The following is a 21,737-nucleotide window of genomic DNA, read 5'->3' as shown; positions in this document are numbered from 1 at the left end:
GGGTGCCTGTGGACAACCGATTTCGCCCGCCGCCCGACCATCCGCGACCCCCGTTCCGCCCGGTCCGTCGACCGGGTCGCGCGGCAGGTCCGGCCCCTGGTGGGGGCGCCGCGTCGCGCCGGCGCTCCGGCCCGCTCGCCGGCGAGGCGCCCGCCCCGGCACCGACGGGTGTGCCCCTCCGCGCCGGTGGGACATTGATCTCTCCGCGCGGCCTGCCCTGCCTTTCGCGCCCGGTGCGCGCTAGGGTCTGCGGAACAGGGACGTTACTCACGGGTAAGGGGAATCGGCCATGCAGCTCGGGATCAACCTCGGGTACTGGGGTGCCGGGATGGACGCGGACAATCTGGCCGTGGCGCAGGAGGCCGATCGGCTGGGCTACGCAGTGTGCTGGGCCGCCGAGGCGTACGGATCGGACGCGGCCACCGTGCTGGCCTGGGTCGCCGCGAAGACCGACCGGATCGACGTCGGCTCGGCCATCTTCCAGATCCCGGCCCGCCAGCCGACGATGACCGCGATGACCGCCGCGACCCTCGACTCGCTCTCCGGCGGCCGTTTCCGGCTCGGGCTCGGCGTCTCCGGCCCGCAGGTCTCCGAGGGCTGGTACGGGGTCAAGTTCGACAAGCCCCTCGCCCGGACCCGCGAGTACGTCGAGATCGTACGCAGGGCCATGTCGCGCGAGCGCCTGTCGTACGAGGGCGAGCACTGGACGCTGCCGCTGCCCGGCGGCCCCGGCAAGCCGATCAAGCTGACCGTGCACCCGCAGCGCGAGCACATCCCGCTCTACATCGCCGCCATCGGGCCGAAGAACCTGGAGCAGACCGGGGAGATCGCCGACGGGGCGCTGCTCATCCTCCCCTCGGCCGACCACCTGGAGGAGACGGCCGTCGCCCACCTGCGCGCCGGGCGCGAGAAGGCGGGCAAGGGGTTCGACGGGTTCGACGTCTGCCCGACCCTGCCGATCGCCGTCGGCGACGACAAGGACGTGCCCCGGCTCGCCGACGTCTTCCGCCCCTTCACGGCCCTGTACGTCGGTGGCATGGGCAGCCGCAGGCAGAACTTCTACAACCAGCTCGCCCAGCGCATGGGTTACGAGAAGGAAGCCGCCGAGATCCAGGACAAGTACCTCTCCGGCGACAAGCAGGCCGCCGCGGCCGCCGTCCCGCAGGACCTGATCGACCGCACCACGCTGCTCGGCTCCGTCGACCGCATCGCCGACCGCATGCGGGCCTATGCCGCGGCCGGTGTCACCACTCTCACCGTCAACCCGGCGGGCTTCACGCTCGACGAGCGGCTCGCCTCCCTGCGGGCCGGCACGGAGGCACTGGAGCGCGCCGGCCTCGGCTAGGGGAACGTCCCCGGGGGGACCGTCCGCGGCCGTGGTGGGGGCTCGGGGTCTCCCCGCCACGGCCGTCACGCGTAACAACGCGACCGGGGCCGCGCGGTTACGCGCCCCCGCCGGGACCCGCCGCTCATCCGTTCGGCGCAGTCGGCCGCCACACCTGTTGCAGCACCCTCTGTACGGCATTTGACTCGTTCTCTGCGGAATACCACGGAAACCCGGCGGACACGGAATCCCGGCGGACCCGGAATCCCGGCGGACCCGGAAACCGGGCGGAGCCCGCCGCGGGACCCGCGCATCCTGCAGAGAGGTGCCCACGATGCTTTCGGCGAAGACCCTGTTCCAGGAGATCCTCGACGACGACGAGTCCTTCCGGCTGTTCTGCTCCATCGCGGCCAGCGGTGAGGCACAGGGCGGCTGGGAGAACGCGCGGATCGCCGCACTGGTACCGCGGAGCGAACGCGCACTCGCCCCCAAGATCACCCGGCACGGTGCCGACGAGGACAAACACGGGCGCATCTTCAACGCACTGATGAACAGGCGCGGACTGCGGCCCGTCCCGGTCCCGCCCGAGACCGACTACACCATGCTCCTGGAACGCCACGGCATCGGACTCGCCCACGAGAAACTGAAGGCCGAGCAGCCGCTCACGGTGCAGGACATCGTCGTCTACCTCGCCCACAGCCGGGTCACCGAGCAGCGCGCCGCCGAGCAGATGAGGATGCTGCGCACGTACTTCGGCGACCACCCGGACGTCGGCCGCGCGGTCAGGATGATCTCGAACGACGAGGACAACCACCTCGCCTACTGCCACGAGGAACTGCTGCGCCTCGCCCGGGCCGGCCACGGCCCCGCCATCCGGCACGCCCTGCGCACGTGCGCACTGGCCGAGATCCGGATCTACCGGGACGTCAGCCTCGCCGTCATGGCCCACATGGGACGCATCCTCGGCTGGTCGACGACCAGGTCCGCGCTGCTCACGGCCGGCATCCACGCCGTCTACGGCTACGAGCGGGCGGCGGGCTGGCGCCGGATGGTGTCCCTGCGGATGCCCGAGCACCGCGACGCCCTGGGCGGCCCGGCGGGCACCGCACCCGAATTCGCCTGACGGCACGGCCCCGGCGGCGCCGGGTCACATCCATCCGCGCCGCTTGAACGTCCGGTACAGCACCACTTCGAGGAACCCCATCACCGCGATCACCGCGGGATACGACCACAGCCAGTGCAACTCCGGCATGTGCTGGAAGTTCATGCCGTAGATCCCCGCGATCATCGTGGGGATCGCGGCCATCGCCGCCCACGCGGAGATCTTCCGCATGTCGTCGTTCTGCCGGACGCTCATCTGCGCCAGATGCGCCGACAGGATGTCCGACACCAGCCGGTCCAGGCCCTCCACGGACTCGTTCACGCGCATGAGGTGATCGTTGACGTCCCGGAAGAACGGGCGCGACTGCTCCCGCACGAACGGCACCGACTCGACGAACGGACCCAGCCCCGCGAGCCGGGTCAGCGGCGTCGACAGCGGGACGGTGGCCCGGCGGAACTCCATGACCTGCCGCTTGAAGCCGTAGATCCGCGACGCCGTGTACCCCGAGCCGCCGGTCGGCGAGAACACCTCCGCCTCCAGCTCCTCCAGGTCGCCGGTCAGCTCGGCCGCCACCTCCAGATAGTGGTCGACGACCGCGTCGGTGATCGCGTACAGCACCCCCGTGGGGCCGTGCCGCAGCATGTCGTGCCGCTGCTCCAGCCGGCGCCGGATGCCGGCCAGCGGCGAGGCCGCACCGTGCCGTACGGTCACCACGAACGAGTCGCCGAGGAAGATCATCAGCTCCCCGGAGGTGACGGTGTCGTCCTCCGGCTCGTACGTCACCGGCTTGAGGACCACGAACAGCGAGTCCTCGTACACGTCGAGCTTGGGCCGCTGATGCGCCTTCAAGGCGTCCTCGACGGCCAGCGGGTGCAGCCCGAACTCCTCCGTGACCAGGTCGAACTCCCGCTCCGTCGGCTCGTACAGCCCGATCCACAGGAAACTGTCACCCCGCGCGCGGGCCTCGGCCAGAGCATCGGAGAAGTCCTGCGGGCTCTCCGTGCGGTGCCCGTCGCGGTAGATGGCGCAGTCGACGATCACGCAGGAATTCTCCCGTCGTGCCCGCCCCGGCGCACTTCGCGGCACCGGTGCCCCGGCACACCGGGCGGGCGCCTACCCTGGGCCGCATGCCCACGCTGATCCTCGTAAGGCACGGACGTTCCACCGCCAACACCGCGGGCGTGCTCGCCGGCTGGACGCCGGGTGTCGCCCTGGACGAGCGCGGCGCCGCGCAGGCCGCCGCGCTGCCCGGCCGCCTCGCCGCGCTGCCCCTCGCCGAGGTGGTCACCAGCCCCCTGCAACGCTGCCAGGAGACGCTCCAGCCGCTGCTGGACGCCCGGCCCGGCCTGAGCGCGCACACCGACGAGCGGATCGGGGAGTGCCACTACGGCGACTGGACCGGCCGCAAACTCGCCGAACTGAACGACGAGCCGCTGATGCGCGTCGTCCAGGCACACCCGTCGGCCGCCGCCTTCCCCGGCGGGGAGTCCATGCGGGCCATGCAGACCCGCGCCGCCGAAGCCGTGCGCGAATGGAACGCGCGCGTGGAGCGCGACCACGGCGAGAACGCCGTCTACCTGATGTGCTCGCACGGCGACGTCATCAAGTCGCTCGTCGCGGACGCGCTCGGCCTGCACCTCGACCTCTTCCAGCGGATCTCGGTCGACCCCTGCTCCGTCACCGTGATCCGCTACACACAGCTCAGGCCGTTTCTCGTTCGCCTGGGTGAAACCGGGGATTTCGCCTCCCTTGTACCCCGCGAGGAACCCCCGGGGGAAGACGCTCCGGTCGGTGGCGGTGCGGGCGCACCGTGATCGTCGGGCGCAGTAGGGTGAAGCGGTTGACATCATCGCGTGCGCACATGGACCTTCACGCATACTCGAATTCAATGGAGACAGGACGTGTCCCGTCAGGTGTTCCTCTACGACCCCCCGGACCGCTTCGTGGCCGGTACGGTCGGACTGCCCGGGCGCCGTACGTTCTTCCTCCAGGCTTCCGCCGGCCCCCGGGTGACCAGCGTGGCCCTGGAGAAGACCCAGGTCGCCGCGCTCGCGGAGCGCATGGACGAGCTGCTCGACGAGGTCGTACGCCGTAGCGGCGGCAGCGCGCCGGTACCCGCGGTTGCCCCCACCGAGGTCTCGGACACCGCCCCGCTGGACACCCCTGTCGAGGAGGAGTTCCGCGTCGGCACCATGGCTCTGGCCTGGGACGGCGACGAACAGCGCATGATCGTCGAGGCCCAGGCGCTGGTCGAACTGGACGCCGACTCCGACGAGGATCTCGCGGAGGCCGAGGAACGACTCCTCCAGGACGAGGAGAACGGACCCCCGATGCTGCGGGTCCGGCTCACCGGCGCGCAGGCCAGGGCCTTCGCCAAACGCGCCCTCGACGTCGTCAACGCCGGAAGGCCGCCGTGCCCGCTGTGCAGCCTGCCGCTCGATCCGGAAGGACACGTATGTCCGCGCCAGAACGGATACCGCCGCGGAGCGTGACGCCCCCCGCCGCCGGCTCCGCCGAACTGCTCGCCGACGGCGAGCTGACGGTGCGTGGCCGCATCCGCGAGGCGTCCAACGCCGCTTTGTTCTGCACGATCGCGTACGACGGCCAGGAGGCCGCCTGCGTCTACAAGCCGGTCGCCGGTGAGCGCCCCCTGTGGGACTTCCCCGACGGCACCCTCGCCGCGCGCGAGGTGGCCGCCTACGAGGTCTCCGAGGCGACCGGCTGGGGCCTCGTGCCGCCCACCGTCCTGCGGGACGGGCCCTACGGCGAGGGCATGTGCCAGCTGTGGATCGAGGCGACCCCCGACGCCGAACTGCTCGCCCTCGTGGACACCGAGGAGCCGGAGGCGGGCTGGAAGGCGATCGGCTTCGCCCAGGTCGACGAGGACCGCACGGCGCTGCTCGTGCACGCCGACGACGAACGGCTGCGCCGCCTCGCCGTCCTCGACGCGGTGATCAACAACGCCGACCGCAAGGGCGGCCATCTGCTGCCGACCACCGACGGCCGGCTCTACGGCATCGACCACGGGGTCACCTTCAACGCCGAGAACAAGCTGCGGACGCTCCTGTGGGGGTGGGCGGGCGAACCGCTCACCGCCGAGGCCGTCGACGTCCTCGGGGGTCTGCGGGACGCCCTGGACGACGACGGCGCGCTCGGCGGCCGGCTGACCCGGCTGATCACCACGGCGGAACTGGCGGCCACACGCGCGCGTGTCGACGCGCTGCTGGTCTCCGGGAAGCACCCGGAGCCGAGCGGCGAGTGGCCGGCCATCCCCTGGCCGCCCGTGTAGCGGCCCGCCGCGCCCGACCCGCCGCGCCGATCCGTTGATCCGCCGATCCGCCGATCCGTCGACCCGTTGACCCGTTGACCCGTTGACCCGTCGTCGGCGGTGAAGCACACCGGCCGACCAGACGCAAGATCGCCTTTCCGGCCATCCGGCCTGGTCCGGTTCGTACACCGAACCTGCCGCCGGTTAGTCTCATGTACATGCATGCCTGGCCCGCTTCCGAAGTCCCCGCCCTGCCCGGTCAGGGCCGCGACCTGAGGCTCCACGACACCGCGACCGGCGGTCCGGTCACCCTGGTCCCCGGTCCCGTCGCCCGTCTCTACGTCTGCGGGATCACCCCGTACGACGCGACCCACATGGGGCACGCGGCGACCTACAACGCGTTCGACCTCGTCCAACGCGTGTGGCTCGACACGAAGCGGCAGGTGCACTACGTCCAGAACGTCACCGATGTCGACGATCCGCTGCTGGAGCGCGCACAGCGGGACGGCGTCGACTGGGTCGCCCTCGCCGAGCAGGAGACGACCCTGTTCCGCGAGGACATGACCGCCCTGCGGATGCTGCCGCCGAAGCACTACATCGGAGCCGTCGAGGCCATACCCGGCATCGTGCCGCTCGTCGAACGCCTGCGGGACCTGGGCGCCGCCTACGACCTCGAAGGCGACATCTACTTCTCCGTGGAGTCCGACCCGCACTTCGGCAGCGTCTCCCGCCTCGACGCCGCCGCCATGCGGCTGCTGTCCGCCGAACGCGGCGGCGACCCGGACCGCCCCGGCAAGAAGAACCCGCTCGACCCGATGCTGTGGCTGGCCGCCCGCGACGGCGAGCCCAGCTGGGACGGCGGCTCGCTGGGCCCCGGACGCCCCGGCTGGCACATCGAGTGCGTCGCCATCGCCCTGGACCACCTCGGCATGGGCTTTGACGTGCAGGGCGGCGGCTCCGACCTCGCCTTCCCGCACCACGAGATGGGCGCCTCGCACGCCCAGGTGCTGACCGGCGAGTTCCCCATGGCCAAGGCGTACGTCCACGCCGGCATGGTCGCCCTCGACGGCGAGAAGATGTCGAAGTCCAAGGGCAACCTCGTCTTCGTCTCCCGACTGCGCCGCGACGGAGTCGACCCGGCCGCGATCCGGCTCGCCCTCCTCGCCCACCACTACCGGTCCGACTGGGAGTGGACCGACCAGGTGCTGGCGGACGCGGTGGCCCGGCTCGGCCGCTGGCGCGCCGCCGTGTCCCGGCCGGACGGGCCGGCCGCCGAGGCACTCGTCGAGGAGATCCGCGACGCCCTCGCGCACGACCTCGACGCCCCGGCCGCGCTGGCCGCCGTCGACCGCTGGGCCGCCGCCCAGCAGGAACACGGCGGTACGGACCCGGGCGCCCCCGGCGTCGTCTCACGCGCCGTGGACGCCCTGCTGGGCGTGGCGTTGTGAGGACGCCGGGCATGGCGGGCACGGTGGGGTGACCAGGTCCGGCGCGGCCCGCGTGGTGCTGCCACGCCGGGCACGCCGGGCCGTGCGAGGACGTGAGGTGCGGCGGGCGTCGTGCTGCCGCTCTGAGGTGCGGCGGACGTCGTGCTGCCGCCCGTCCGGCGCGGTACTGCCGGCGCGGTACTGCCGGTGCGCCGGGCACGGCGGCCCGTGGCGGGCGCACGCGGCGCCGTGAGCACGCCGGGCTGCCGGGCTCGGCGCGGGGCACGCCCGGCTCCGGGATCGTGAGGGCGCGTCAGGCCGTGCCGCCGGCCGTCCGAAGCCGTGCGCCCCTCGCCGCTCACCGGCCGTGGGCTGTGACGGCGGGGCTGTGACGGCGGCGGAAGCTGTGCTGAGGTGGACGCGACAGTCGACTGTGGACCGGCCAACTGCCGGTCCCCTCGCGGAAGGTGACCCCGTGCCACCCTTACACCGCTCCTTCGCATCACACCCGACCCGCCGCCGGCTGCTCACCGTCGCCGCGGCCACGGCCGCCGCGACGGCCCTCGCAGCGCCCGCCGACGCCGCCCCATGGCCCACCACGATCCCGCTGCCGAACGGCTGGCAGCCGGAGGGCATCGCCATCGGCGCGGGCCCCTACGCCTACCTGGGCTCCCTCGCCGACGGCTCCGTCTACCGCGCCGACCTGCGCACGGGCACGGGCCGGATCATCGCCACCGGGCCCGGCACCCCCGCCGTCGGCCTCGAACTCGACGGCCGGGGACGGCTGTTCATCGCGGGACGGCAGTCCGGCGCCCGGGTGGTGGACGCCCGCAGCGGCGCCACCCTCGCCTCGTACACCCTCGCCGCCACCACCCCCAGCTTCGCCAACGACGTGGTGCTGACCGAGCGGGCCGCCTGGTTCACCGACTCCTACCAGCCCGTCCTGTACGCCCTGCCGCTGGGCCCGAACGGCGCCCTGCCGGGGCCCGACGGCGTCGTCCGGCTGCCCCTGGCGGGCGACTGGGTCCAGACGCCCGGCGGCGCGGTCAACGCCAACGGCATCGCCCGCACCCCGGACGGCTCCGCGCTCCTCGTGGTGCAGAGCGGCGTCGGCCTGCTGCACCGGATCGACACGGCCACCGGCCGCACCGGGACCGTCGACCTCGGGGACGCGGCACCGCTCACCAACGGCGACGGCCTGTTGGTCACCGGCCGCACCCTGTACGTCGTCCAGAACCGGCAGAACGCGATCGACGTCTTCCGGCTGGCACCCGACGGCCGCAGCGGCGCCTTCCGGCGGCGCATCACCGCACCCGGCTTCGACGTACCGACCACCGTCGCCGCCCACCGGGGCAGGCTCTACCTGCCCAACGCCCGGTTCACCACGCCGCCGGCACCGGACACGACGTACTCCGTGACCGCCGTCGACGCCTGACGCGGCGGGGGCGGTACGCCTGTCGCGCACCGCCCCCGCTCAGTCCTCCGAGGTGTCCTCGTCGTCGTTGTCCGGGCTCCCGGAGCCGCCCGGCTTCGGCGGCCGGGGCGGCCGGGACCGGCCCGGCGGATTGTCCTGCCGCCGGTACGGAGGCGACGACGGGCCCTCCCCGCCGTCCGCCGTGGCGTGCCCGCCGGGCGGGTTGACGTCCCGGCGCCGCAGATAGCGCTCGAACTCCCGGGCGATGGCCTCGCCCGTCGCCTCCGGCAGCTCGGCGGTGTCCCGCGCCTCCTCCAGCGTCTGGACGTACTCGGCGACCTCACTGTCCTCGGCCGCCAGCTGATCCACGCCCACCTGCCAGGCACGCGCGTCCTCCGGCAGCTCGCCCAGCGGAATGCGCAGGTCGAGCAGGTCCTCCAGGCGGTTGAGCAGGGCCAGCGTCGCCTTCGGGTTGGGCGGCTGCGACACGTAGTGCGGCACGGCCGCCCACAGGCTGACCGCCGGGACACCCGCGTGCGTGCACGCCTCCTGGAGCACGCCCACGATGCCCGTCGGACCCTCGTACTTGGTCTCCTCCAGATCCATGCGGCCGGCCAGATCCGGGTCGGACGTGCCCCCGCTGACCGGGACCGGACGCGTGTGCGGCGTGTCGCCGAGCAGCGCGCCCAGGATGACCACCATCTCGACGCCCAGTTCGTGCGCGAACCCCAGCAGCTCGTTGCAGAACGAGCGCCAGCGCATCGACGGCTCGATACCGCGGATCAGCACCAGGTCACGCGGCTTGTCGCCGCCCACCCGGACCACCGACAGTCTGGTCGTCGGCCACGTGATCTTCCGCACGCCGTCCTCCATGAACACCGTGGGCCGGTTCACCTGGAAGTCGTAGTAGTCCTCGGCGTCCAGCGCCGCGAACACCTCGCCCTTCCACTCCCGCTCCAGGTGAGCGACCGCGGTGGAGGCGGCGTCGCCGGCATCGTTCCAGCCTTCGAACGCGGCCACCATGACTGGGTCGATCAGCTCGGGAACTCCCTCCAGCTCGATCACCCAGCGCCTCCTTCCGACGTGCCCTCGCGTACGTCCCAACCTTACGGCGTCCGGCAAGGACGCCCGCAGCCCCCTTGCACGGGGGAGTGAACGGATCACTGCCCGGTTCGCCGCCCGGGAACACCCCGCCGTCACCGGGTGGCGGCAGACCCGGCTGCGCTCCGCCGCACGAGCGAGCGGGGGACCGGCGGACAGACCCAGGGGCGCGGGGAACCGCGCGAGCGGTCACACGCGCCGGCGGCCGACGTACCGGCGGCGGCCGGACCGCCCGCACGACCCGCGGCACCCCCGCGAAGTCACGCGGCACCCCCGCGAAGTCACAGAGAGGACCGCAGCCACTGCTCCACGCTCGCGATGTGCACGGTCGCCCAGGACCGCGCCGCCTCCGCGTCCCGGTCGCGCAGCGCGGCCAGGATCGCCCGGTGCTCGCGCAGGGTGCGGCCCACCGCGTCCTCCTGGGTGAGGCCCCGCCAGATCCGGGCCCGGGTGGTCGGCCCGGACAGGCCGTCCAGCAGGGAGCACAGCACCGAGTTCCCCGAGCCCTGCACGATCCCGCGGTGGAACTCCAGGTCACCGGCGACCAGTTCCTCCACCGAGGGCGCGGCACCCAGCGCGTCCAACTGGGCCGACAGCGCGTCCAGTTGCTGTTCGCTGATCCGCGACGCGGCCATCGCCGTCGCGGCCGGCTCCAGGATCCGGCGCACCGCCAGGAACTCCAGGACCGTGTCGTCGCGGTGGAAGTCCACGACGAAGCTCATCGCCTCCAGCAGCAACTGGGGGTCGAGACTGGTCACGTAGGTGCCGTCGCCCTGACGCACGTCCAGGATCCGGATGAGCGACAGCGCGCGCACCGCCTCCCGCAGCGAGTTGCGGGACAGCCCCAGCTCGGCGGCGAGTTCGCTCTCCTTCGGCAGCCGGTCGCCGGGGCGCAGCGCACCGGAGACGATCATGTCTTTGATCTTCTCGATCGCCTCATCGGTGACTGCCATGACGGGCCTCCCTGAACGCTCAGACATCCGATGTCTCAGCCACATTATGGGGGCACCCGAACGGCGGCGGTCCCACCGGAGCGGAGCCGCCGCCCTGACCGAGGGAAGCGCGCCTACACCGGCTTCTTGCCGAGCAGGTCACCGACCTTGGCCCGCACCTCGTCGGTGGCCAGGCCGCGGATCGTCAGCGTCGTACGGCGGCGCAGCACGTCGTCCGGTGTCTCGGCCCACTCGTGGTCCCGGGCCCACACCACCTGCGCCCAGATCTCCGGCGCGTCGGGGTGGACGCGCTCGGCCAGCTCCGGGTCGTCGTTGGCCAGACGCGCGATGTCGAAGGCCAGCGAACCGTAGTGGGTGGCCAGGTGCCGCGCCGTGTCCGCGGCCATCCGCGAACCCGGCGCCGGACGGTCCACCAGCAGCCGGTGCGCGACCGCACGGGGATTGGCCACGCCGGGCAGCGGCAGCTTCCGCGGCAGCGCCGAGACCGGCTCGACGTCCTCGCCCAGCGGATGGCCCGGCAGCGCCTCCAGCTTCTTCATGACCGTACGGCCGATGTGCCGGAAGGTGGTCCACTTGCCGCCCGCGACGGACAGCATGCCGCCCTTGCCCTCGGTCACCACCGTCTCCCGCTTGGCCTTTGCGGTGTCGCCGGGACCGCCCGGCAGCACCCGCAGACCGGCGAAGGCGTAGGTGATCAGATCCCGGTCGAGCTGCTGGTCACGGACGGAGATCGCGGCCTCGGAGAGTATCTGGGCGGTGTCCTTCTCGGTGACCGCGACGTCCGCCGGATCGCCCTCGTACGCCTCGTCGGTCGTGCCGAGCAGCAGCATGTCCTCCCAGGGGAGGGCGAAGGTGATGCGGTACTTGTCGATCGGGGTGGCGAGCGCGGCCTTCCAGGGCGCGGTGCGCCGCAGCACCAGGTGCACGCCCTTCGACAGCCGGATCGACGGCGCGGCGTGCGGGTCCTCCATCGCGCGCAGGTGGTCGACCCACGGGCCGGTCGCGTTCAGCACCAGCCGGGCGCTCACACCGAACTCGTCGCCGGACAGCCGGTCCGTCAGCTCGGCGCCGGTGACCCGGCCCCTGGTGAAGCGCAGCCCGGTGACCTCGGCGTGGTTGAGGACCACGGCACCCGCCTCGACGGCCGCGCGGACGGTCATCAGCGCCATGCGCGCGTCGTTCATCTGGTCGTCGCCGTACACGGCCACGGCCCGCAGGTTCTCGGTCCGCAGCTCCGGCACGTCCCGCGCGGCCTTCGCCGGGGAGAGCAGATGGCCCACGCCGTCCCCGAACGCCGACAGCGCCGAGTACGCGAACACACCCGCCCCGAGCTTCGCGGCACCGTGCGGGCCGCCCTTGTACACGGGGAGGTAGAAGGTCAGCGGGTTCGCCAGATGAGGGGCCACCTGGCGGGAGACCGCGCGGCGTTCGAAGTGGTTCTCCGCCACCAGCTTCACCGCGCCGGTCTGCAGGTAGCGCAGACCGCCGTGCAGCAGCTTGGAGGAGGCGGACGAGGTGGCACCGGCGAAGTCGCCGGCGTCGACCAGGGCCACCCGCAGGCCGGACTGCGCGGCGTGCCAGGCGGTGGAGATGCCCAGGATGCCGCCGCCGATCACGAGAAGGTCGTAGGACGCCTTGGCGAGCTGTTCCCGGGTCTCGGCGCGACTGGGACTCGCGCCCGAGGCCGGGCGCGTTCCCAGGGCAGGCACGGACTGCAGGGCGGGCTGACTGGTCATGTCGGGTGCTTACTCCTCGTGCTCGATCCAGCCCATGGTCCGCTCGACGGCCTTGAGCCAGTTCTTGTATTCACGGTCGCGGGTCTCCGCGTCCATGCGGGGGGTCCACTCGGCGGCCCGGCGCCAGTTGGCGCGCAGATCCTCGGTGTTGGTCCAGAAACCGACGGCGAGACCGGCGGCGTAGGCGGCGCCCAGGCAGGTCGTCTCGGCGACCATCGGGCGCACCACCGGCGCGTCCAGCACATCGGCGAGGGTCTGCATGAGCAGGTTGTTCGCGGTCATGCCGCCGTCGACCTTCAGGGTGGACAGCTCGACCCCGGAGTCCTTCGTCATGGCGTCCGCGATCTCCCGGGTCTGCCAGGCGGTGGCCTCCAGGACGGCGCGGGCCAGGTGCGCCTTGGTGACGTACCGGGTCAGGCCGGCGATCACGCCGCGCGCGTCGGAGCGCCAGTGCGGCGCGAACAGACCGGAGAACGCCGGTACGAAGTAGGCGCCTCCGTTGTCCTCGACCGAGAGCGCCAGCGTCTCGATCTCGGCGGCGGTGGAGATCAGGCCCATCTGGTCGCGCATCCACTGCACCAGCGACCCGGTGACGGCGATCGAGCCCTCCAGGGCGTACACCGTCGGCTGCTCGCCGATCTTGTAGCCGACCGTGGTGAGCAGACCGGCGTACGAGTTGATGATCTTGTCGCCGGTGTTCATCACCATGAAGGTGCCGGTGCCGTAGGTGGACTTGGTCTCGCCCTCGGAGAAACAGGTCTGGCCGAACAGCGCCGCCTGCTGGTCGCCGAGCGCGGAGGCGACCGGGATGCCGCCCAGCAGCTCGCCGAGCCGGCCGCCGGTGACCTCGCCGTAGACCTCGGCGGACGAGCGGATCTCGGGGAGGATCTGCTTCGGCACGCCGATGGACTCGGCGATCTTGTCGTCCCACTGCATCGTGTGCAGGTTCATCAGCAGCGTGCGGGAGGCGTTGGTGACGTCGGTGACGTGCCTGCCGCCGTCGACACCGCCGGTCAGGTTCCAGATGACCCAGGTGTCCATGGTGCCGAAGAGGATGTCGCCCGCCGCGGTGCGCTCCTTCAGCCCCTCGACGTTGTCGAGCAGCCAGCGGGCCTTGGGGCCGGCGAAGTAGGAGGCGAGCGGCAGACCGGTCTCGCGGCGGAAACGGTCCTGGCCGACGTTGCGCCCCAGTTCCTTGCACAGGGCGTCGGTGCGGGTGTCCTGCCAGACGATGGCGTTGTGGACGGGCTCACCGGTGTTCTTGTCCCACAGCACGGTGGTCTCGCGCTGGTTGGTGATGCCGATGGCCTTGATGTCGTCGCGGGTGATGCCGGCCTTCTCGATGGCTCCGGCGACGACCTCCTGGACGTTGGTCCAGATCTCGTTGGCGTCGTGCTCGACCCAGCCCGGCTTCGGAAAGATCTGCTCGTGCTCCTTCTGGTCGACCGAGACGATACGGCCGTCCCGGTCGAAGACGATGCAGCGGCTGGAGGTCGTGCCCTGGTCGATCGCGGCGATGAAGGGGCCAGCGGTGTGGGCGTCGGTCACTGTGTGCTCCTGGAGGTTCCGTGGGTGAGGGGGCCGGCGGACGGCGCGTGCTGTGAGGCGTGGGGCTTCCGGGAAGCGCGGTGCTTCTAAGCAAATGCGACGTTGTATATGCCTGCAGCGATGGCGCCGCCGATCAGCGGACCGGCCACCGGGATCCAGGCGTAGCCCCAGTCGGAGCCGCCCTTGTTGGGAAGGGGCAGGAGGGCGTGCACGATGCGCGGGCCGAGGTCACGGGCCGGGTTGATGGCGTAGCCGGTCGGGCCGCCCAGGGACAGACCGATGGAGACGACCACCAGCGCGGTGATCAGGGCGCCGACGGTGCCGAGGCCGTTGCCCTTGTCGTTCAGACCCTGGGTGAGGATGGCGAGGACCAGTACCAGCGTGCCGATGATCTCCGTGGCCAGGTTCTGCACCGCGTTCCGGATCTCCGGACCGGTGGAGAAGATGCCCAGGACCGGACCGGCCGCGGTCTCCTCGGCCTCGACGGACTTGACGGGCGCGCTGGCCGTGTCCTGGGCGCCGGGACCGCCGACGATCTCCCGGTCGGTCAGATGGGCGTGGAACTGGCCGTAGTAGGCCACCCAGACCAGTGCGGCACCGATCATGGCGCCGAGCAGCTGACCGCCCAGGTACGTGGGGAGGTCGGCGAAGTCGTCGTTCGTGATCGCGAGAGCGAGCGACACGGCCGGGTTGAGTTGGGCGCCGGACAGCGGCGCCGAGGTGTAGACCGCCGTGAGCACCGCGAAGCCCCACCCGAAGGAGATGGCGAGCCAGCCGGCGTTGCGGGCCTTTGATGCCTTCAGCGTGACGGCGGCGCATACGCCGCCGCCGAGCAGGATGAGTATGGCGGTACCGATGGTCTCGCCGATGAAGATGTCGGAGCTGGACACCCGCGACTCCTTTGTCCTTCGTCCAGGGAAGCCGAACCCCGGGTCCCGCCGGGGGTTCTGGTGCCCTCGGGGTGAGGGCGTTGCCGGCCCTTGGCGTTGCGACACTCTAGCGTGTATTGCCGGTAGCTGTTCGACAATGCCGACCGATGGACGGGAGTCTCGCTCTGGCGTCATGCGGGCGTCAAGGGGTTCGTGGCCGAAACCACCGATCGTTATCGATCGCCGCGGGCCGGGATCTCCGGCGCACCGAATCCCCGCGAGCTGCCGATCTCCGGTTCCGGCAGGGGACTCGGTGACGTGGGGCGGGGGCGGGGGCGTGGGCATGGGCGGGGGAGTGCCGCGCTGTCCGGACGGGGTGAGGTGCTGCTTTGGTGTGGTGCGGGGCTGCCCCGGTGTGGTGCGGGGGCTGCTCGGACGTGGCGGCGCCCCGACGTGGCGTGGTGCTGTCCGGACGCGGCGTGTGCTGTCCGGACGAGGTGCGGGGCTGCCCGGACGTGGACGCGGCCGAGCACCGGCCGACCGACGGCCCCGGCTCGGAACCGCCCGCCGCCGGCACCGCCCGGCGTCCGGAGCGCGTGCGAGGCACGCCCTGCGCCCGGATCGCGTGAGAACGGTCCGGCGCTCAGATCACGTGAGAACAGTCCCGCGCCAGGACCGTGTACGAACGGTCCGGCGTCCGGATCGCGTCAGAGCCCCGGGCACCCGGATCGCGCCGGAGCCCCGGGCATCCGGATCGCGCCGCCCGGCCAGCCGGTGCCGGCGCCGAGATCGCGTCAGAACCGCCCGGCGCCCAGATCGCGCGACACCGCGCGGGCGCAGTCACGCACGGCCGCGACCAGTTCGGGACGCAGCTCGCCGTCCCGGCACAGCCGCTCCACCGCACCGGTGACACCGACCGCGCCCACCGGCAGCCGCCGCCGGTCGTGGATGGGCGCGGCCACCGAGGCGACGCCCTCCCAGGTCTCCTCCACGTCGGCCGCGTACCCACGCGCGCGCGTGAGGTCGAGGATGTGCTCGAAGTCCCCCAGATCGCACACCGTGCGGTCCGTGAACGCCTTGCGGTCGGCGTCCAGCGCCTCGCTGTGCGCCACCGGGTCGTACGCCGACAGCACCTTGCCCATGGCGGTGGAGTGCAGCGGCTGCATGGCCCCGATCTCCAGCACCTGCCGGCTGTCGTCGGGACGGAAGACGTGGTGCACGATCAGCACGCCCTGCTGGTGCAGGACGCCCAGGTAGGCGCTCTCGCCGCTGGAGCGGGCCAGGTCGTCCGTCCACACCAGGGCCCGCGCCCGCAACTCGTGCACGTCGAGGTAGGTGGTGCCCAGGCGCAGCAGCTCGGCGCCGAGCTGGTACCGCCCCGACGCCTCGTCCTGCTCCACGAACCCCTCCTGCTGGAGGGTGCGCAGGATGCCGTGGGCGGTGCCCTTCGCGAGGCCCAGCGAGGAGGCGATGTCCGACAGGCCCAGCCGTCGCTCGCCCCCCGAGAGCAGCCGCAGCATCGCGGCCGCCCGTTCGAGCGACTGGATGTTCCGTGCCATCGCCGTTCTGCCTCCGTCCCTCCGACTTGCGACCTCGGCGGTAAGCGTATCCACCGTTCGGCAATGTCGAACACTACCGGCCCATGTCGACCTCCCGCTAATGGCCGGTCGCCATCTGTTACATCCGTCTGCATCCGTCAGCATCTGTCCACGTCCGTCGTGACCCACGTGTGACCAACGCGCGGCCGGGCCGCCCTGGGTGACCCGCACGCGGGTCACCCCACGGGCCCCGTCGGCGCCCCGGCCGAAACCGGCGCCAGGGCCACCGCGCACGCCCGGGACGTGGTCCGGCCGTCACGGAGACCCGTGCGGGGCCGGGCCGCCACACGTGTCCGTCCCGTGGACGTCCTGCCCATCCGAGCCCACTCCCGGTTACCCTGGCGCCGTGCGCCTTCTCCGGCCCGGCCGGGGCAGCCGCATAGCCGACAGCCGTCGCACTCCAGGGAGCCCCTACATGGCCTCGTCGCCAACGACCCCTTCCGCCGACAGCCGGACCCGTGTGTCCGCGCTCCGCGAGGCGCTCGCCACCCGGGTGGTGGTCGCCGACGGAGCGATGGGCACGATGCTCCAGGCCCAGGAGCCCACGCTCGACGACTTCCAGAATCTCGAAGGCTGCAACGAGATCCTGAACCTGACCCGGCCCGACATCGTGCGTTCGGTCCACGACGCCTATTTCGCGGTGGGCGTCGACTGCGTCGAGACCAACACGTTCGGCGCCAACCACTCGGCGCTCGGCGAGTACGACATCCCCGAGCGCGTCCACGAGCTGTCCGAGGCCGGTGCCCGGGTGGCCCGCGAGGTGGCCGACGAGTACACCGCCCGGGACGGCCGCCGGCGCTGGGTGCTGGGCTCGATGGGCCCCGGCACCAAGCTGCCCACCCTGGGACACGCCCCGTACACCACGCTCCGCGACGCCTACCAGCGCAACGCCGAGGGCCTGGTCACGGGCGGCGCGGACGCGCTGCTGGTGGAGACGACCCAGGACCTGTTGCAGACCAAGGCCGCCGTGCTCGGCGCCCGCAGCGCCATCGAGGCCCTCGGCCTGGACGTGCCGGTGATCGTCTCGGTGACGGTGGAGACCACCGGCACGATGCTGCTCGGCTCCGAGATCGGCGCTGCGCTCACCGCGCTGGAGCCGCTCGGCATCGACATGATCGGCCTCAACTGCGCCACCGGCCCCACCGAGATGAGCGAGCACCTGCGCTACCTCGCCCGGCACTCCCGCATCCCGCTGTCCTGCATGCCGAACGCGGGCCTGCCGGTGCTCGGCAAGGACGGTGCCCACTACCCGCTCAGCGCCCCGGAACTCGCCGACGCGCAGGAGACGTTCGTCCGCGAGTACGGCCTCTCGCTCGTGGGCGGCTGCTGCGGTACGACGCCGGAGCACCTGCGCCAGGTGGTCGAGCGGGTGCGGGACATGGCACCCGCGACCCGCGATCCGCGCCCCGAGCCCGGCGCCGCCTCCCTCTACCAGAGCGTCCCCTTCCGCCAGGACACCGCGTACCTGGCCATCGGCGAGCGCACCAACGCCAACGGTTCCAAGAAGTTCCGCGAGGCCATGCTGGCGGGCCGCTGGGACGACTGCGTGGAGATGGCGCGCGATCAGATCCGCGAGGGCGCGCACATGCTCGACCTGTGCGTGGACTACGTCGGCCGGGACGGCGTCGCCGACATGGACGAACTGGCCGGCCGCTTCGCCACCGCGTCCACCCTGCCGATCGTGCTCGACTCCACCGAGGTGGACGTCATCCGGGCCGGCCTGGAGAAGCTGGGCGGCCGGGCTGTCATCAACTCCGTGAACTACGAGGACGGCGACGGACCTGAGTCCCGGTTCGCGAAGGTCACGAAGCTGGCCCGGGAGCACGGCGCCGCGCTCATCGCGCTGACCATCGACGAGGAGGGCCAGGCCCGCACCCCGGAGAAGAAGGTCGAGATCGCCGAACGGCTGATCGACGACCTGACCGGGAACTGGGGCATCCACGAGAGCGACATCCTCATCGACACCCTGACCTTCACCATCTGCACCGGTCAGGAGGAGTCCCGGCGGGACGGCATCGCCACCATCGAGGCCATCCGCGAGCTCAAGCGCCGCCACCCGGACGTGCAGACCACCCTGGGCCTGTCGAACATCTCCTTCGGCCTCAACCCGGCCGCCCGCATCCTGCTCAACTCGGTCTTCCTCGACGAGTGCGTGAAGGCCGGCCTGGACTCGGCCATCGTGCACGCCTCGAAGATCCTGCCGATCGCCCGCTTCGACGAGGAGCAGGTCACCACGGCCCTCGACCTCATCCACGACCGCCGCGCCGAGGGCTACGACCCGCTGCAGAAGCTGATGGCCCTGTTCGAGGGCGCCACCGCCAAGTCCCTCAAGGCGGGCAAGGCGGAGGAACTGGCCGCCCTGCCGCTGGAGGAACGCCTCAAGCGCCGCATCATCGACGGCGAACGCAACGGCCTGGAGCAGGACCTGGACGACGCCCTCCAGGACCGCCCCGCCCTGGACATCGTCAACGAGACCCTCCTCGACGGCATGAAGGTGGTCGGCGAGCTGTTCGGCTCCGGCCAGATGCAACTGCCGTTCGTCCTCCAGTCCGCGGAAGTGATGAAGACCGCGGTGGCCCACCTCGAACCGCACATGGAGAAGGTCGACGACGGCCAGGGGACGGGCAAGGGCACCATCGTGCTGGCCACGGTCCGCGGCGACGTGCACGACATCGGCAAGAACCTCGTCGACATCATCCTGTCCAACAACGGCTACAACGTCGTCAACCTCGGCATCAAACAGCCGGTCTCCGCGATCCTGGAAGCGGCCGAGGAACACCGCGCGGACGTCATCGGCATGTCCGGACTGCTGGTCAAATCCACGGTGATCATGAAGGAGAACCTGGAGGAGCTGAACCAGCGCGGCCTGGCGGCGGACTACCCGGTGATCCTCGGCGGCGCGGCCCTGACCCGGGCCTACGTCGAACAGGACCTGCACGAGCTGTACGGGGGCGAGGTCCGCTACGCCCGGGACGCGTTCGAGGGACTGCGCCTGATGGACGCCCTGATCGGCGTCAAGCGGGGTGTGCCCGGGGCGAAGCTGCCGGAGCTGAAGCAGCGCCGGGTGCGCGCGGCGGCGGCCGTCGAGACCGAGGAGCGGCCCGAGGAGGGCCACGTCCGTTCGGATGTCGCCACCGACAACCCGGTGCCCACCCCGCCGTTCTGGGACACCCGCGTCATCAAGGGCATCCAGCTCAAGGAGTACGCGGGCTGGCTGGACGAGGGCGCGCTGTTCAAGGGGCAGTGGGGGCTGAAGCAGGCCCGCACCGGCGACGGGCCCACCTACGAGGAACTGGTCGAGACCGAGGGCCGGCCGCGGCTGCGCGGACTGCTGGACCGCCTCCAGACGGACAACCTCCTCGAAGCAGCCGTCGTCCACGGCTACTTCCCCTGCGTCTCCAAGGACGACGACCTGATCATCCTGGACGAACAGGGCAACGAACGCACCCGGTTCACCTTCCCCCGCCAGCGCCGCGGCCGCCGGCTGTGCCTGGCCGACTTCTTCCGCCCGGAGGAGTCGGGGGAGACCGACGTCGTCGGCTTCCAGGTCGTCACGGTCGGCTCACGGATCGGCGAGGAGACGGCACGCCTCTTCGCCGCCGACGCCTACCGGGACTACCTCGAACTGCACGGCTTGTCCGTGCAGCTGGCGGAGGCGCTGGCCGAGTACTGGCACGCCCGGGTCCGCTCCGAACTGGGCTTCGCCGGTGAGGACCCGGCCGCCATGGAGGACATGTTCGCCCTGAAGTACCGGGGCGCCCGCTTCTCCCTCGGCTACGGCGCCTGCCCCGACCTGGAGGACCGGGCCAAGATCGCCGAACTGCTGCGGCCGGAACGCATCGGCGTCCGCCTCTCGGAGGAGTTCCAGCTCCACCCCGAGCAGTCCACGGACGCGATCGTCATCCACCACCCGGAGGCCAAGTACTTCAACGCCCGGTGAGCCGCCGGGGCCCGTCGTCCCCTTCGTTGTCGAAGGTCGCGTTCCTCCTCCATGGTCGCGCGAGCCGGGGTCACCCGCTCGCCGGCGGGCCGCACGGCCTCGTGCGGCCCGTGAGGCCCCTGCCGGACCGCCGGGACTCGATGGGCCGCACACCGGGCCGTCGGGCCCGAGCGAGGCACCCACGGGCCTCTGCGGGCGCCTCGGCGGGGACTGTGCGCCTCGTGTGCACGACCTGTGCAGAACACGACCTGTGCAGAAGCCGTGCCGTGCCGCACGGGCGGCACGGCCGCGTCGTACCTGCGCCCGCCGGAGGTGTTACCCACGGTACTCCCAGGTGTGGTCGGTACCTGAGGCGGTTCGCGTGCCGGAGACGTACACTGGTCGGTCCACCGCAGGCCGGTTCCCGCATGGGAACCGGCCTGATCGTCCCTCAAGGAGGTACGCCGGATGACCGCTACGGTCCCCGCACTCGGAACCCGTTCGGCGGAAGGCTCGGCCCTCCAGGCCGTCCTCCTGGACATGGACGGCACCCTGGTGGACACCGAAGGCTTCTGGTGGGACGTCGAGGTCGAGGTCTTCAAGGGCCTCGGCCACATCCTCGACGAATCCTGGCGCCATGTCGTGGTCGGCGGCCCGATGACCCGCAGCGCCGGCTTCCTGATCGAGGCGACCGGCGCCGACATCACCCTCACCGAGCTGTCGGTGCTGCTCAACGAGGGGTTCGAGGACCGCATCGGACGCGCCCTGCCGCTCATGCCCGGCGCCGCCCGACTGCTCGCCGAACTGTACGAGCAGGAGATCCCCACCGCCCTCGTCTCCGCCTCCCACCGGCGCATCATCGACCGCGTACTGACCTTCCTCGGCCCCCAGCACTTCGGCCTGTCCGTCGCGGGCGACGAGGTCTCCCGCACCAAACCGGACCCGGAGCCCTACCTGCTCGCCGCCTCCGGGCTGGGCGTGGATCCAGCCAGGTGCGCGGTCGTCGAGGACACCGCGACCGGCGTCGCGTCCGCCGAGGCCGCCGGCTGCCGCGTGGTCGCCGTACCGTCCGTCGCACCCATCACCCCGGCCGTCCGGCGCACCGTCGTCAACTCGCTCGAAGAAGTCGACCTGGCGTTTCTACGCGGGATGATGACCGAAATGCGCTGACCGTCCACCCGGCACGCGGAACCCGTCCGGCACGGACCCGCCGCCGTACACCGCCACCGCGACCCGAAGCGGGCCGCGCGGCCGAATTCCGGGATCACCCAACCGAGTTGAGAGTGTGAGTTTCCCCACTTTCATGGGGGTCGACATCCGTCGAGACCTGTGCGGTGCGCCCTCGGTGGTACGGCGGCGGCATGACCATGTGTCCCGATTCATGAAACGCTGCACTAATCCTGCCGCTGACGGGTTTCAGCGCGTTCACACCCGGCTTCACTCCGTGATGACACCTCAACTCCACCGACGGTGAAGCC

Annotated in this window: 16 protein-coding genes; 9 read left to right on the top strand and 7 right to left on the bottom strand. The window is 71.8% G+C overall.

Annotation, left to right across the window (positions count from 1 at the left end; all coding sequences use genetic code 11):
- Nucleotides 1-289: 289 nt before the first annotated feature.
- Nucleotides 290-1,345, top strand: a complete 1,056-nt coding sequence (locus tag ACFC09_RS09440; RefSeq protein ID WP_376525316.1) for an LLM class F420-dependent oxidoreductase — start codon at nt 290-292, stop codon at nt 1,343-1,345.
- A gap of 313 nt (nt 1,346-1,658) precedes the next feature.
- Complete coding sequence (locus ACFC09_RS09435) at nt 1,659-2,447, top strand: ferritin-like domain-containing protein (RefSeq protein WP_376525315.1); 789 nt, start codon at nt 1,659-1,661, stop codon at nt 2,445-2,447.
- Nucleotides 2,448-2,471: 24 nt separating this feature from the next.
- On the opposite strand, the gene corA is transcribed toward ACFC09_RS09435, so the two are convergent.
- Nucleotides 2,472-3,467 (bottom strand): magnesium/cobalt transporter CorA, encoded by a 996-nt coding sequence (corA, locus tag ACFC09_RS09430; RefSeq protein ID WP_376525313.1) that lies wholly within the window; start codon nt 3,465-3,467, stop codon nt 2,472-2,474.
- A gap of 86 nt (nt 3,468-3,553) precedes the next feature.
- Here corA and ACFC09_RS09425 point away from each other — a divergent pair, with 86 nt between their 5' ends.
- From ACFC09_RS09425 to ACFC09_RS09405, 5 genes are all read left to right on the top strand, one after another.
- A complete protein-coding gene (locus ACFC09_RS09425) occupies nt 3,554-4,240 on the top strand; it encodes a histidine phosphatase family protein (RefSeq protein WP_376525312.1) in 687 nt (228 codons plus the stop codon).
- Nucleotides 4,241-4,327: 87 nt separating this feature from the next.
- Nucleotides 4,328-4,918, top strand: coding sequence for a DUF3090 domain-containing protein (locus ACFC09_RS09420; protein WP_376525310.1), 591 nt, complete (start codon nt 4,328-4,330; stop codon nt 4,916-4,918).
- Entirely contained in the window at nt 4,882-5,715 is an 834-nt protein-coding gene (locus tag ACFC09_RS09415) for an SCO1664 family protein (protein WP_376525308.1), read from the top strand. The genes ACFC09_RS09420 and ACFC09_RS09415 overlap by 37 nt, the downstream gene beginning before the upstream one ends.
- Nucleotides 5,716-5,912: 197 nt before the next feature.
- On the top strand, nt 5,913-7,142 hold the full coding sequence (mshC, locus tag ACFC09_RS09410) for a cysteine--1-D-myo-inosityl 2-amino-2-deoxy-alpha-D-glucopyranoside ligase (RefSeq protein WP_376525306.1): 1,230 nt from the start codon (nt 5,913-5,915) through the stop codon (nt 7,140-7,142).
- 454 nt (nt 7,143-7,596) lie between these two features.
- On the top strand, nt 7,597-8,556 hold the full coding sequence (locus tag ACFC09_RS09405; RefSeq protein ID WP_376525304.1) for an SMP-30/gluconolactonase/LRE family protein: 960 nt from the start codon (nt 7,597-7,599) through the stop codon (nt 8,554-8,556).
- Between the two features lie 39 nt (nt 8,557-8,595).
- Here the strand turns inward: ACFC09_RS09405 and ACFC09_RS09400 are convergent, their stop codons facing one another.
- The 6 genes from ACFC09_RS09400 to ACFC09_RS09375 form a co-directional block, all read right to left on the bottom strand.
- Nucleotides 8,596-9,600, bottom strand: a complete 1,005-nt coding sequence (locus ACFC09_RS09400; protein ID WP_376525302.1) for a PAC2 family protein — start codon at nt 9,598-9,600, stop codon at nt 8,596-8,598.
- 317 nt (nt 9,601-9,917) lie between these two features.
- Nucleotides 9,918-10,589, bottom strand: a complete 672-nt coding sequence (locus ACFC09_RS09395; protein ID WP_376525300.1) for a FadR/GntR family transcriptional regulator — start codon at nt 10,587-10,589, stop codon at nt 9,918-9,920.
- 113 nt (nt 10,590-10,702) lie between these two features.
- The gene (locus ACFC09_RS09390) at nt 10,703-12,325 is read right to left on the bottom strand and encodes an FAD-dependent oxidoreductase (protein WP_376525298.1); all 1,623 of its coding nucleotides are present in this window, start codon (nt 12,323-12,325) and stop codon (nt 10,703-10,705) included.
- A 9-nt stretch (nt 12,326-12,334) separates the two neighbouring features.
- Nucleotides 12,335-13,873, bottom strand: a complete 1,539-nt coding sequence (gene glpK / locus ACFC09_RS09385; RefSeq protein ID WP_376525296.1) for a glycerol kinase GlpK — start codon at nt 13,871-13,873, stop codon at nt 12,335-12,337.
- An 86-nt stretch (nt 13,874-13,959) separates the two neighbouring features.
- On the bottom strand, nt 13,960-14,763 hold the full coding sequence (locus ACFC09_RS09380; RefSeq protein WP_376525294.1) for an MIP/aquaporin family protein: 804 nt from the start codon (nt 14,761-14,763) through the stop codon (nt 13,960-13,962).
- A 773-nt stretch (nt 14,764-15,536) separates the two neighbouring features.
- Complete coding sequence (locus ACFC09_RS09375) at nt 15,537-16,301, bottom strand: IclR family transcriptional regulator (protein ID WP_376525292.1); 765 nt, start codon at nt 16,299-16,301, stop codon at nt 15,537-15,539.
- Nucleotides 16,302-16,755: 454 nt separating this feature from the next.
- Here ACFC09_RS09375 and metH point away from each other — a divergent pair, with 454 nt between their 5' ends.
- The gene (gene metH / locus ACFC09_RS09370; RefSeq protein ID WP_376525290.1) at nt 16,756-20,280 is read left to right on the top strand and encodes a methionine synthase; all 3,525 of its coding nucleotides are present in this window, start codon (nt 16,756-16,758) and stop codon (nt 20,278-20,280) included.
- A gap of 447 nt (nt 20,281-20,727) precedes the next feature.
- On the top strand, nt 20,728-21,429 hold the full coding sequence (locus tag ACFC09_RS09365) for an HAD family hydrolase (RefSeq protein WP_376525288.1): 702 nt from the start codon (nt 20,728-20,730) through the stop codon (nt 21,427-21,429).
- The last annotated feature ends 308 nt before the right edge of the window (nt 21,430-21,737 follow it).

The organism is Streptomyces sp. NPDC056161 (genome assembly GCF_042268025.1).
Taxonomy (GTDB): Bacteria; Actinomycetota; Actinomycetes; order Streptomycetales; family Streptomycetaceae; genus Streptomyces.
The sequence above is the reverse complement of the archived record's forward strand: the minus strand, read 5'-3'. Positions and strand labels throughout refer to the sequence as shown.